The sequence below is a fragment of the Rummeliibacillus stabekisii genome, assembly GCF_007988965.1.
In the GTDB taxonomy this organism is placed as follows: domain Bacteria; phylum Bacillota; class Bacilli; order Bacillales_A; family Planococcaceae; genus Rummeliibacillus; species Rummeliibacillus stabekisii.
The window spans coordinates 39453-53167 of record NZ_BJVD01000004.1 but is presented as its reverse complement, the minus strand read 5'-3'; the positions used below and the strand labels follow the sequence as shown (position 1 = coordinate 53167).

Sequence of the window (13715 nt, the reverse complement as noted above, 5' to 3'; positions counted from 1 at the left end):
AAAAAGCCCTGGATCCATGATCCAGGGCTTTTTTTATTCTATTGTTGGTTTATAGAATGAACGATTATCCAATGGGAAAAGTCGTTCTGTGAATTCTCCAGGCTTCGTTTTACCAAGTGCACGTTTTAATGTATTCATCTTGGCATCAATATTATCGATGTAATGGAGGATTTCAGCTTCTTGAAGCATAGGCTTCTTCGGACTGCCCCACTCTTCTTTGCCATGATGGGATAGAACCATATGCTGCAATAGCATAACCTCTTCCCCATCCACATTTAATTCTTTGGCTGCAATCGCTATTTCAGTTACCATTATTGAAATATGGCCAAGCATATTACCTTCTACCGTATAGCTTGTTGAAATAGGTCCAGAAAGCTCTATTACCTTACCAATATCATGCAAGATAATGCCCGCATACAAAAGATCCCGGTTTAGCACTGGATATAAGTCTGCTATTGCTTTTCCAAGCTTCAGCATAGAAACAACATGATCGAGCAATCCAGATGCATAATCGTGATGATTTTTCGTAGCTGCTGGATATGTCATCAATGATTGTTGATTTTCCATGATTAAATATCTTGTAATACGAGATATCGTTGGATTTTGAATTTCAAAGAAGAATTCCATTAATTGATTGAATAGCTCTTCTTTCGGTATTTCTGCAGACTGGACTAAATCTGTAACAGATATGTTCTCATCCGCTTTTACCGGGCGTATAGCCTTTATCCTCAATTGAAGTTTTCCACGGTAATCATGAATTTCGCCACCGATGCGAACAATGCCGCCAGCTTGATACAACTTCTCTTGCTCTTCTCCTGTATCCCAAAGCTTGGCCTCGATACTCCCGCTTTTGTCCTGCAAAATGAGTGTCATAAAAGGCTTACCCACTGTGGTTACGCCTTTTGTCGCTTGTTTAATGAGCAAATATTGATCGACTGGTGCTCCTGCTTGTAATGTTGCAACCCCATTCATACCGAAGTCAATCCCCTTTCATTTTTTAATTCTTCTACATGGATAATTTTCGCATTACTCCACTTATCTAGCATTCTTTCATGGCAAGTAAAATAAAGTATTTGATGGCCATTCATCATGCGCTCAATTAATTGTACCATGTTCTGAATCCGCAAAGTATCAAAATGGACAAACGGGTCATCCATAACAAGCGGAAACGACGCAGAATTTTTCAAGGATTTTGCTAATGCAAAGCGAAGTGCAATATATGCTTGTTCCTTCGTTGCTTGCGATAGTTCAGACATTGAATAGTGCATGCCATCTGTAGCCCCTGTTTCAAAATAACCGTCGGAATTGATATAAAGTGAATCATAGCGTCCGTTCGTTAAAAGACCGAAAAATCGAGAGGCTTCCTCTAATACAGCAGGCAGCTTTTTATCTTTTAAACTCGTGACTGTTTGGACAATCGCATGAGAGATCAATTTTGATACAATCCAGTCTTTTGCCTCTTGGTTTAACTTTGCTTTTTGCTGCTCAAATAACTGTAGCTGATTTCTGTATTGATCGTCTTCTAACAGATGTTCTGTTTTAGCAATCAACTCTGCTCTTTCTTTTAACAGGGCATTTTTCTCTTCACGTATACTTTTTTCATGCTCCATCTCGTCATTTAAACGAGCCGTTGCTTCTTCATCTGACAAGTCTAGATCCAGAAGATCTGTGTCGTAGGAAGACAATTGATCATTAATCTGTGATAATTCAGTGGTTAGATTAGCATTCAAAACAGATTGTTCCCCAGCTTTATAGAATTCTTCTTTCGTGTCGACCCCTGCTTCAGCATATAACTTTTTCATTTCATCCATATAAGATTGCCGGAGAAGCGTTAATTCATCCCACTTAGAAAGAAGTTGTTGCTTTGTAGCGATCGCATTTTCATAGGTATTTTTTTGCTGCATTAATTGTTGGTGCGTGCTGTTCAATACAGCCGCAAAGTTTTCAGCTGTACAAGCGATGCCACAGATTTCATAGCCTTCCTGGAGCCTGTCAGCGCTAAGACGTTCAAGTGTTTGTAATTGCTCAAGATTCATTTCAAGCTGCTTATTTGCTTGTTGTAGTTGACGAATCAGACGGAAAAGTTCATTGTACAACTCATACTGGAATTGGCCGCCTATTCGATAAGCGTGCAGAAATTCAGTGAGCTTTCTTTTACTCTCATTCATTTTAATTGTTAGATCATTAAACTCTTGCAAAGCAGCTTTTTGATCCTTTTCTTTGTCTTCTAATTGCTGTTCAATGAATAGCACTCGCTGATCGTATTGAAGAATATGCCCCTCAATTTCTCTCATCTCAGCGTCATTAGCGGCATGTGGCCCATTCTGTCTCTGTGTTGTTTTCTTTCGATCAAACGCTATAAAGATAAAGATAGCAGCCACCAATCCAATAAAGCCAAGCTCAGTTCTGTTGAATACAAAAACTACAGCAAGTGAAACTACTGCTAATCCAAAGGCCAATAGTTTTGCCGGTTGCTGTTTGCCTCTTTTAATCGACTGCCTATTTTCTTGCTGTGATTGAGAGGAGCGTTCTTCTTGCCAACGTTTTAAACGTGTGTACTCTTGTTCTGTCGGTGCATTTTGATAGGCTTCATCAAGCTTGTAGCTTAGTGAGTGTATTTCTTTTTGAATTTGATCAAGAATATTTTGCTGCATGTCCAATTGGTCTTCATGGTGTTTCAACTCTTTCAAGTGATGATAGAATTGATTTTCCTGCTGTATGGAAACCTCCGCTTCCAACAATGAGCGCTGTTCATCTTTCTGAATGACACCTACTAATTGAAATTGCTCATCCATACTTTGTCTTTGTTTTTCTATCTCTCTATTCAATTGGCGAATTTGTGCTTGCCATTCCCGCCATTCACTATCTCTATTCAACAGTTTCTGCACTTTTAAGAAATGATCTTCATCCCATTCTTTTTGTAGCACATCTTCTAAACGATTAAGCTCTTTCCTTATACTTCCTAATGACGCTTCATTGGCTAAATGCCTTTCTTCCAATTGTTCTAACCGACTAAGACCTTTGACTGGAAAAGTAGTATAGCGAATAGATGAAAGCTCTTCTTGAGCTTTTTTTCTTCTTTTTAACAATGGATAAATCTGTTTGTATTTGGTTAACTCTTGTATCTTTTGTCGATGTCTTTCTTCATCATTTTCTAATTGAGCTAAATTATTTTCAAGGATATCAATTCTTTCGATGGCAGGTTCATATTCCTCTAATGTTCTTTTATATTCTTTCAAGGCTGCTTCTTGTGCGGCTATCTCATTTATTTGTTTGTTGATGATTGGAAGCTTCCCAGATTTTTTGAAAAGTTCGTTTTGTATTTTATCGTGTTTTTGCTCAAGGGCTGATAGCTGGTCAATACCAGTAGTCCCTGATGCTAAAAGCACACGGCTCAGTTCCTCCTCAGAGAGCTTTTCTATATGCTGGAGGGGATGCACCGAAAAAGCAAATATAGCTTCAAAGCTCTGTCTATTATAGTTATGCAGAATTTTTGATAATAGTTCATCACTACCCGATTCACCATTTTCAAGGTGGACAGTTACTTCGCCTCCAGCCTTTCCTCGGATTCGTTCTATTGTACAAACACCAAATTCCTCATCTTCCAGAACAATCAGCCCACCATATTTGCCTCCTTTTTTAGGCTCATAACGTGGGAGCTGTTGATTCTTTTGTGGAAAGCCAAACAGTATTTGAAGGATAAATTGTTGGATTGTTGTTTTCCCGGCTTCATTCATCCCATAAAACACGTTGATCCCTTCCTGAAGCTTTATATTGATTTCTTCATGTTGGCCAAAACCATAAATAGCCAGTCGACGAATACGCATATGATGCCCCCTATCCTTCTATTTATTGAAAGCCTAATTTAAACAGATGCTCAGCATCAAACCTAAGATTCTTTAAATCTTCAGAGGTCAGTTCATCTAAATAGCGCCCAGCCTTTGGATGTTGGTAAAGTTCTTTAAGAATTTCTCTCATCTCATCATCAGACCATTCATTGATCGCCTGCAAAACTGATTCTGATGCAAATGTAGGTTTATAGTGAGAAATGCTAGACAGGTCGACAGCAATAGCTTGTATCCAAACTAATGGCGTTTCATTCTCTTGTTCTTCTCGCATAATATCAACCCACTCTGCAAGCTGTGTATCTTCAAACAACGTGCGGGCTCGTTCATCGATATTTTTTAAATGGAGCCATACGAGGCCAGCACCGTATTCTTTACGAAATCCTTCGATTGCTTCAGCACAGACTTTCAGCAAATCATTTGCATGTAGAATCTTTTCACAGTCCACTTCTATTTCTTCAAAGACTACGGCGGAAGCAGGCCTGAAATTGTAGGTGGCTTGCCCCTTAGATAGTTCGATATCATAAAAACCCTTTACTCCTAGTTCCTTACGGTGCCTGCTTTGAATGTTACCAGGGTATACAATCATCGGATTCTCATGCAAAATCTGGCGTTTATGGATATGGCCAAGTGCCCAGTAGTCATATTGTTTTGATAATAAATCCTCTATTGTAAAAGGCGCATAGACATCATGCGTAGCATCCCCACGAATACTGCCATGCAGCATGCCGATATGTATTGCTTCTCGATCTGTTGCAACTGGATAACTCTGTACCATCGCTTGTGGAATATGTCTTTCGCGATAACTGAACCCCGTTATATTGACGTTCATTCCTCTTATATGAAGAGTGATGGTTTTGGTTTCTGCTGGCATAGCTTGGACATTGGACGGCAACGAGAAACGTGTCCACTTGCCGCTTAGATGATCATGGTTTCCGTAACTAATTATGACAGGGATATTATACAACGCCAGCTGCTCCATCCCTTTTTGAAAAATTTGTTGGGCTCTAAGACTTCTTTCCTCTCCATCATACAAGTCGCCTACTATTAAAATAAAATCTGGTCTTTCTTGTATGGCATCATTTATCAATTGTTGAAAAGCATCGAATGTGCTATTTCTAAGCCGTTTGAAAGCATGGGAAGGTAAATCAGACATTCCTTTAAAAGGGCTATCCAGATGCAAATCAGCACAGTGGAAAAATCGTATAGATGACATTGTATCCCTCATTCCTTATACGAATATTTGTTCTTACTTTATCATACTATTCTAACATTTTGTATCGATATATTGTACAGCTATTTCAATTTTTTTGTATAATGAATACATATTCATATAAGGGGTGATTAGAATGCAAACATACCGTTTTACAGCATTCGAGAAATCGGGAGAAATTTTAAAAGATGAAGCTTGGGATTTTCCAGATCAAGCAACAGCAAAATCACAAGGGGCAGAAAAAATTGAAGAATTAGGCTATAGCGAAAAAACTCATCGTCTTGTAGATCCTCAAGGCAAGCTAATTCTATTTCATGTATAGTTGAAGTTTTAGAAAGAATAAATGAAAAGAGAGACATTTCAAGTCGAAATGTCTCTTTTTACTTTCCTTCAAAATGTGGGTCACGCTTCTCTATAAATGCTTGTATACCTTCTAAATGGTCACTAGTTTGTCTCATTAGCTGTTGGCCTTTTGCTTCTAACGCTAATATTTCATCTAATTCTTTTTGTTTATGGCCATTTAAAATCCTTTTTGTTTCAATCATGGCTGCTAGAGGTGAATGTAGTAAGTTTTGTGCCAATTGTACAGCTTGTTCAACAGCTGTCCCTTTTTCCGCTACTTGATCAATCAGCCCCAGACTTTTTGCTGAAGGACCATCCAACGTCTTGCCTTCCCATATCAGCTGTTTCGCTTTTGGTACACCGACTCTTTCTTTCATAAAGAAATGGCCGCCTCCATCTGGAATCAAACCTATGCCGATAAAATTCATGGCAAGTTTGCTATTCTCTTCAGCGATAATAATATCACTTGCTAATGCAAGACTAAATCCAAGCCCAGCTGCAGCCCCATGGACAGCCGCGATTGTAATCATCGGAAGCGTATAATAAGCTCTAATCATGCGAGAGATTGTATCCATAGCTTGTAGCATATCAATTGAATCGTCTCCTGTTCCGAGCATCGTTTTAATATCGCCGCCAGCAGAGAATACTTTGCCACTCCCTTTTAGCATCAGCACTTGAATACTTCCATCATTTTTAAGCAATTCAAAGCACTCTGCCAATTCCTGGAGCATCGTATCATCCATAGCATTCATCGCATTGGGACGATTCAAGCTTATAATCGCTAATCTCCCATTCTTTTCAAACGTTATACTTTGAAATCTCATATTCTCCCCCCATTCTATGCTTAATGAATAAATTCGATTTTTTTATGTAAAAACCTCTTTATTTTGCTGTCATAATAAAATTAATTTTTAATATACAATTTCTACTATCTATCCTAATAGACTCATTATAAAAAAAAGACTGCGTTCCATCGATTTGATTCGATGGAAGCAGTCTTAACTTTTGCGATAATCAAAATTATTTTTGAATATCTACAGCTTTTAAATCAATTTCGCCGATTTTGTTAGGTGCCATGTTTTTCACATAATCTTTTGCTACGTAGTTGTTAACGTAGAAGTAGATTGGTGCAATTGGCATTTGTTCAGCTAGTAATGTGTTAGCTTGTTTTAACAAATCAAGACGTTTGTTTTCATCCGTTTCTTTTGTAGCAGAAACTAGTAAAGATTTGTACTTCGGATCTTCCCAGCCTGTATCGTTGTTACCATTTTTAGCTGTATCATAACGCTCTAAGAATGTGTAAGCATCGTTATAGTCAGCGATCCAGCCCATACGAGCAACGTCGAAGTCTAAAGCAGTTACTTTATCAAGATATACTTGCCATTCAGAGTTATCGATTTTAATTTCGATACCTAGGTTTTTGTGCCAGCCTTCTTGAATGTATTGTGCGATAGCAGCGTGTGCTTCACTTGTGTTGATAGAAATACCGATTTTGATATCGCTTGCTTTCTTAATGCCTAATTCTTTCATACCATCTGCAAGCGCTTTTTTCGCTGCTTCGATATCGTTGTCTTTGAATTTGTTGTTTTCTTCTTCAAAGCCTTCAATTGCAACTGGTACATTGCTCATTGCTGGTTTTTGTCCGCCTTTTAGTACATTATCAGCTAAGCCTTGACGATCGATTGCATAAGATAATGCTTTACGGATATTAGCATTTTTAGTGAATTTACCTTTTGTATTGAATTTGTATTCATAGATTGCTGCATATGGAACTGATTTTAAAGATTTGTCTTTTTTGTAAGCGTCCATTGCATCAAGTGGTACTGTTTGATATGGAGAACCTAAGTAATCGATATCGCCGCTTTTGAACATACGGTTAGCAGTTGTTTCAGATTCAACCATTTTGATGTTAACAGTAGATAAAGCTACGTTGTCTTTATCCCAGTAGTCAGCATACTTTTTAAGAGTGATTGAGTCGTTGTGTTTCCATTCGCTTAATGTGAAAGGACCGTTTGTTACATAAGTATCGCCAGCTTCAGCGAACCATTTTTTGTTGTCTTTTACTACTTTCTCATTAACAGGCATGTATGTATAGAATGCTGTTAATTCTAAGAAGTAAGGTGTTGGATTTTCAAGTGTTACTTCTAATGTTTTGTCATCTACTACTTTAATACCTAAATCATCAGCAGAACCTTTTCCGCTGTTGTATGCTTCTGCACCTTTAATTGGGTACAAAATTGAAGCGTATTCAGAAGCGTTCTTTGGATCTAATGCCCATTTCCAAGCGTAAGCGAAATCGCCAGCTACTACAGAATCGCCATTTGACCATTTTGTATCACGCAACTTGAATGTATACGTTAATTTATCGTCACTTACTTTTACATCTTCTGCTGCTGCATTTTGAACATTACCGTCTTTGTCTACACGAGTAAGACCTTCAAATGCTGCACGAATAACCGCACCAGAAGTACTGTCATTAGCAAGTTGTGGATTTAAACTTGGTGGCTCTGAAGTGATTGATAGATTCAATGTTTTGTCTCCGCCTTTAGAGCCTGAGCCAGATGATTCATCTTTGTCTTTAGAACCGCCAAAGTTACATGCCGCAAGCACTAGCATTAATGCTGATAATAGCACTAGCGATAAAAACTTTTTCTTCATAAATATCCCCCTCTATGGTGTACATTTTAGCTACTAGCAAAGAGTAACTATTATAACTATATCAGAGGAAACTATATAAAAAAAGAAAATTATTTAATTTTTCAGTGATAATTTAATTTTCTTATATTTTAATTATATAGCTTATTTACATACTTTTATTATAATTTTCTGTATTTTTAGTTATATAACTATAGCTTCTCTCTGATTTATATAGTAAATCTTTCATTATTAAATAAAAGACAAAACTATTTATACCATTTTGCAATTTGTTGATCTGTACCGTATACAAAATGTCCCGGAAATACTTCATGCATTGTTGCTTCAGCATCAGTGTCTTCGTGTTCATACGGTATTCTTACACGTGTACTTTCAGAAATAGGATCTGGCAATGGAATTGCTGAAAGCAATGACTTCGTGTAAGGGTGTATCGGATTCTGATAGATTTCCTCTGAAGTCCCAAGCTCCAAGATTTTTCCGCGTCTCATTACTGCAATACGGTCACTAATATATTTCACCATTGATAAATCGTGAGCGATGAACAGATAAGTAAGACCATGTTTTCTTTGCAGTTCTTTCAATAAGTTCACGACTTGCGCTTGAATGGATACGTCTAGTGCTGAAATCGGCTCATCCGCAATAATGAAACTTGGATTTAAGCTTAGCGCTCTAGCAATACCAATACGTTGGCGTTGTCCGCCTGAGAATTCATGCGCATAGCGGTTCGCATGTTCACGATTTAGACCTACTACTTCTAGTAAAGAACCTATTTTTTCTTTGCGTTCTTTCCTATTTTTATAGAGGCCATGTATTTCGAAGCCTTCTTCAATAATTTCACCCGCTGTCATACGAGGATTTAATGAAGCATAGGGATCTTGGAAAATCATCTGCATTTCACGATTAAATTCTTTTAAATCCCTTTTTGATTTTTTCCCATTAATATCTTCACCTTTGAATCTGATTTCACCGTCTGTCATATCATACAAACGGATAATGGAACGGCCTGTTGTCGATTTACCACAGCCTGATTCCCCTACAAGACCCAATGTTTCACCTTTATAAACATCAAAACTAATACCATCAACAGCCTTAATAGAACCAAATTGCTGCGTTAAGTTTTTGACTTCTAGAATTTTCTCAGACATGTTTAACACCGTCCTTTGCTAAGTAACCATCAATACGTTTTTGCACAGCCTCCGGTATTGGAACTTGCGGTGCATCAGGATGTAAGAGCCATGTTTTCGCAAAGTGTGTTTCACTAACTTGGAACATTGGCGGTTCTTCTTCATAATCAATTTGCATAGCAAACTCATTTCTTGGTGCAAATGCATCCCCTTTTGGAGGATTAGTTAAATCAGGCGGTGAACCTGGAATTGTGCGCAATAATTCATCTTCACTGTTTTCTAAATCCGGCATAGAGCCAAGCAATCCCCATGTATAAGGATGTCTTGGATTATAGAAGATTTCATTTACTGAACCATATTCGACTATTTGGCCAGCATACATAACAGCTACACGATCCGCGATATTCGCTACAACACCTAAATCATGGGTAATGAAAATGATGGATGTATTACTGTTCTTTTGAATTTTCTTCATTAGTTCTATAATTTGCGCTTGGATTGTTACATCAAGTGCTGTTGTCGGTTCATCGGCGATTAATAGTTTTGGCTCTGCTGCAAGCGCAATCGCAATAACTACACGTTGACGCATACCACCTGAAAATTCATGTGGATATTGTTTAAACCGTTTTTCAGGGAAAGGAATCCCTACTTCATCCAACAATTCAATCGCTCTCTTTTTAGCTGAGTCGCGAGTGGCTTTTTTATTATGCTTTAAAATCACTTCCATAATCTGCTTACCAACCTTCATTGTTGGGTTTAATGCAGTCATAGGATCTTGGAAGATCATCGCAATTTCATTACCACGGATTTTTGTCATTTCTTTTTCTGTCAAGGGGATCAAATCTCTTCCTTCGAAGAGAATTTGTCCCTGATCATATATGCCAGGTGGTTGTGGAATGAGTTTCATCAACGCATTGCTTGTAACGGATTTCCCGGAGCCTGACTCCCCAACGATGGCTAATGTCTCGCCTTGTTTCAAATCAAAGTTTACACCGCGTACCGCTTGGACAATCCCTGCATAAGTTTTAAAGTTTATTTTCAAATCTTTTACTTCTAATAATGTTTCACTCATACTCTCACCTACTTCTTTAAAAGATTATTATTTACGTAATTTTGGATCAAGCGCATCACGAAGACCGTCACCTACTGCGTTGAACGCAAAGATTGTTAATGAAATAAATACTGCTGGGAAGATTAGGCGCCATGGTGCCGTATCAAGCGCTTTGTTCCCTTCTGAGGCCATTGTTCCCCAACTTGCCATTGGTTCAGAAACACCCAATCCTAAGTAACTTAGGAATGACTCTGTGAAAATAGCACTTGGGATCGTTAATGTCATAGTAACTAAGATTGCACCTAGAGCATTAGGTACAAGGTGTTTTAGGATAATATGCTTCGTGCCAGCACCTAGAGTTCTTGCTGCAAGTACATACTCCTGATTTTTAATAGATAATACTTCACCACGTACAATACGAGCCATCTTTACCCAACCTGTGATAGATAAAGCAACAATTAAAGGAATTAAACCTGGTTTCATTACTACTAGCAAGATGATAACTACTAATAGATAAGGAACCGCTGTAAGAACGTCGGCAATACGCATCATAATATCATCTACACGTCCGCCCAATAAACCTGAAACTGCACCCCATGTCACGCCAATAATTAAGTCAATTATCGCTGCTGACAGACCAATAAATAAGGAGATACGAGCTCCAACCCAAACACGTACAAACACATCTCGTCCAAGGTCATCTGTACCAAACCAATGTTTTGAAGAAGGTGGTGCATTATAGAGACCTAGTTGTTCGCGATAGCTATATGGAGAAAGCAAAGGAACGAAAATAGCAAGCAATGCAACGATTACTAAAACGACTAAACCAAACACAGCTAGCTTATTATGAGAAAATCGCAGCCTTACTTCTTTCCAGAAGGATACGGATTTATCTGCTAATTTTTCTGTATCTTTATCATTTCGTCCGATAATTTTAAACTTATCTTTTGAAATTTTCGGAATTTCTTTAAATGATTGCGTCATTATTTTTTCGCTCCTTTCAACTTAATACGTGGATCGATAATTACATATAGAATATCTACGAGTAATACCGCAAATAAAAGAATAATTGAATAGAATACTGTTGTACCCATGATTACAGTGTAATCACGATTCGAAATACTTGTAACGAAGTATTTACCTAAACCAGGAATCGCAAAGATTTGTTCGACAATGAAACTACCTGTAATAACACCAGCAGCTAGTGGTCCTAAATAAGTTACAACCGGCATTAAAGCATTACGCAATGAATGCTTGAAAAGAGTTGTCCACTTGCCAATCCCTTTGGCACGGGCCATTTTTACATATTCACTATGATTCTGTTCAAGCATACTTGAACGCGTTAGTTTTGCGATAAAGCCCATATCCATAATGGCAATAGATATAGCTGGTAAAACGCTATACATGAAGCCATTCCAGCCGGCTATCGGCAGTAACTCCCACTTTAAGCCGACAAAATACTGCAATAAACCTGCTAAGATAAAGGACGGGACAGATATGCCTAAGACGGCAAACGTGGTTCCGAGATAATCGGGCCATTTATTATGATAAAGCGCGGATGCCGCACCAATTAATATACCGAAGCCAACAGCTAATAGCATTGCTTCAATCCCTAAAGTAAGTGAAATTGGGAAACTTTCAGAAATCATATCGTTTGTTGAACGACCTTTATATTTCATTGATTCACCAAAATCAAATTTTGCAGTGGAAACCAAATAATCTTTATATTGGATATACCATGGATTATTCAATCCATATTCCTCATTTAATGCCTTCTGAATTTCAGGCGGTACACTTTTCTCACTAGCGAAAGGACTACCTGGAGCAATTCTCATTAAGAAAAACGTTGCTGTAACAATTACAAACAATGCAACTAATATATAGGCAAGCCTTTTTAAGATATACTTAACCATTCTCATATCCTCCTCAATCTAATAGTTAGAAGTAGTTGTCGTCACCAAAAACAGCTTTTCGACAACCTTGCTTGTTAATACTATATCAAACTAATAACAAGAAAAAAAGAAGTTGATAGAATATTTTTAAATGAGATACAATTAGCCTAATTCTAAAATGTCATCGTTTTCCCAATTTATTAGTTGATTTTGTATTTTTATTTATAGATAATCATCTAAATAGTTAATTAACTTAATAAAAATAAATAAAATAGCATAAATATTAGTTCCAGTATATTCAGTCTATTGTCACATTTATATTATTTTTTTACGTATTTTGCGATAGAAAGTGAAAATCGTCATTTTTCATGTCGGATATTATAGGATAGGTAACTTAGAAATTAATATTAAATTCTCTTTTTAATCTATTTATTGTCGTAATAGCACTTTTTTCATGCATTTTGCTTTAATTAGCCTAATAAGATCTAATAAAAAAGACCTTCTCTTTCATTTAATGAATGAGAAGGTCTTGGAGTATTAAATTTTTCCAATATAGTTTCTTTGAGGGTGCAGCTGATTAATATTAGTCAAACATACATTAATCTTTGAGTGGATAGGAAGCCATTCTTCCTTTTCTTCGGTCGCAATATAAATGCTCTTTAAAAAATTTTTGCTATTCTTATAGAGTCTTACGTATTTTTCCTCTTCCATCTTTTCTTTTTGGAGTTCCAAAAAGACTGGTACTTTCTGAGATAGGCCGCTAACCGTTTCAACACATAATCCTATTCCAAGCATTGTTAGGATCGGTGCCAATAAGTGTTCTTCCTCGTCATCTACATATACAATGGTTGCTGTAAATACTTTATTCACAAGAGCTTCATATATAGAAGGGAATTGCTCTACATCCAATTTTGGATTCTTTACTAAGACATCAATTGCATCTGCTGTATGAGCAATCGTACATGCCCATCCCTTTTCGGGGATATAGCCTCTTAAATCTTGTTCTAAATCTAGATATAAGACTAATTCGTTCCTCGCTTTATCGAGGAGCGGCAACGAAAGGAATGCGCGTTCTAGATCCTTCGTGAGAATCCACTTAATTAATAAGACAGCAGACGCTCTTTTGAAAATATGATCTGTTCCTACATCCCCAATTTCGTAAAATAAATAATCATCACTTAAAGCTAGCTTTAAGAGATCTGTCAGCATCTCATCTGACAAACGATTGTCTTCAATATAGCGAGAGAGTGTTTGGTAGATAAGATTTTCTCTAAGGTCGCTATCTGGAGAACCTATATGTTCAATCATCGCTGTTATGATTTCAGATAGATTTTGTTCTTCTTCGGCTTCTCCTTGATGGATTGCCGTTAGTTGTGTTTTGAGTGCATATTCGTCCATAATTAAACCTCCAATACGAATAGTCCGCCGACTAAAGACTATGAATCTGTCGAATAATGTCGTTTACTCTGTATTGTACTAATTATTATACCATTATTGCTCTAGGTTGTCCGTTGCCTAACATGATTTATCCTATGCTAAATATGTGTTATTTATGTATAGCCTGATTATCTACAAGATATGTCTGTATTTGGA

11 protein-coding genes are annotated in these 13715 nt (G+C 37.3%); 1 reads left to right on the top strand and 10 read right to left on the bottom strand.

What is annotated here, in order from left to right:
• Positions 1–33: 33 nt before the first annotated feature.
• The 3 genes from yhaM to RST01_RS09340 are packed head-to-tail and all read right to left on the bottom strand — an operon-like array spanning position 34 to position 5061.
• A complete protein-coding gene (gene yhaM, locus RST01_RS09350) occupies positions 34–972 on the bottom strand; it encodes a 3'-5' exoribonuclease YhaM (RefSeq protein WP_147196222.1) in 939 nt (312 codons plus the stop codon).
• On the bottom strand, positions 969–3827 hold the full coding sequence (locus tag RST01_RS09345; protein WP_147196220.1) for an AAA family ATPase: 2859 nt from the start codon (positions 3825–3827) through the stop codon (positions 969–971). The genes yhaM and RST01_RS09345 overlap by 4 nt, the downstream gene beginning before the upstream one ends.
• A 22-nt stretch (positions 3828–3849) precedes the next feature.
• A complete protein-coding gene (locus tag RST01_RS09340; RefSeq protein WP_147196218.1) occupies positions 3850–5061 on the bottom strand; it encodes a metallophosphoesterase family protein in 1212 nt (403 codons plus the stop codon).
• A gap of 133 nt (positions 5062–5194) precedes the next feature.
• Between RST01_RS09340 and RST01_RS09335 the strand changes: the two genes are divergently transcribed.
• Positions 5195–5380, top strand: a complete 186-nt coding sequence (locus tag RST01_RS09335; RefSeq protein WP_066789599.1) for a YhzD family protein — start codon at positions 5195–5197, stop codon at positions 5378–5380.
• A gap of 58 nt (positions 5381–5438) precedes the next feature.
• Here the strand turns inward: RST01_RS09335 and RST01_RS09330 are convergent, their stop codons facing one another.
• The 7 genes from RST01_RS09330 to RST01_RS09300 all read right to left on the bottom strand — a co-directional run bounded on the left by RST01_RS09330 (position 5439) and on the right by RST01_RS09300 (position 13520).
• A complete protein-coding gene (locus RST01_RS09330; RefSeq protein WP_066789601.1) occupies positions 5439–6224 on the bottom strand; it encodes an enoyl-CoA hydratase in 786 nt (261 codons plus the stop codon).
• 196 nt (positions 6225–6420) lie between these two features.
• A complete protein-coding gene (locus RST01_RS09325) occupies positions 6421–8058 on the bottom strand; it encodes a peptide ABC transporter substrate-binding protein (RefSeq protein ID WP_147196216.1) in 1638 nt (545 codons plus the stop codon).
• 245 nt (positions 8059–8303) lie between these two features.
• Positions 8304–9200, bottom strand: a complete 897-nt coding sequence (locus RST01_RS09320; protein ID WP_066789605.1) for an ABC transporter ATP-binding protein — start codon at positions 9198–9200, stop codon at positions 8304–8306.
• Positions 9193–10251 (bottom strand): ABC transporter ATP-binding protein, encoded by a 1059-nt coding sequence (locus RST01_RS09315; protein WP_147196214.1) that lies wholly within the window; start codon positions 10249–10251, stop codon positions 9193–9195. Before RST01_RS09315 ends, RST01_RS09320 begins: the two co-directional genes overlap by 8 nt.
• A gap of 27 nt (positions 10252–10278) precedes the next feature.
• Positions 10279–11214 (bottom strand): ABC transporter permease, encoded by a 936-nt coding sequence (locus RST01_RS09310; protein ID WP_147196212.1) that lies wholly within the window; start codon positions 11212–11214, stop codon positions 10279–10281.
• Positions 11214–12143 (bottom strand): ABC transporter permease, encoded by a 930-nt coding sequence (locus RST01_RS09305; protein ID WP_147196210.1) that lies wholly within the window; start codon positions 12141–12143, stop codon positions 11214–11216. Before RST01_RS09305 ends, RST01_RS09310 begins: the two co-directional genes overlap by 1 nt.
• Positions 12144–12659: 516 nt before the next feature.
• On the bottom strand, positions 12660–13520 hold the full coding sequence (locus RST01_RS09300; protein ID WP_147196209.1) for a DUF2785 domain-containing protein: 861 nt from the start codon (positions 13518–13520) through the stop codon (positions 12660–12662).
• Between the last annotated feature and the right edge of the window lie 195 nt (positions 13521–13715).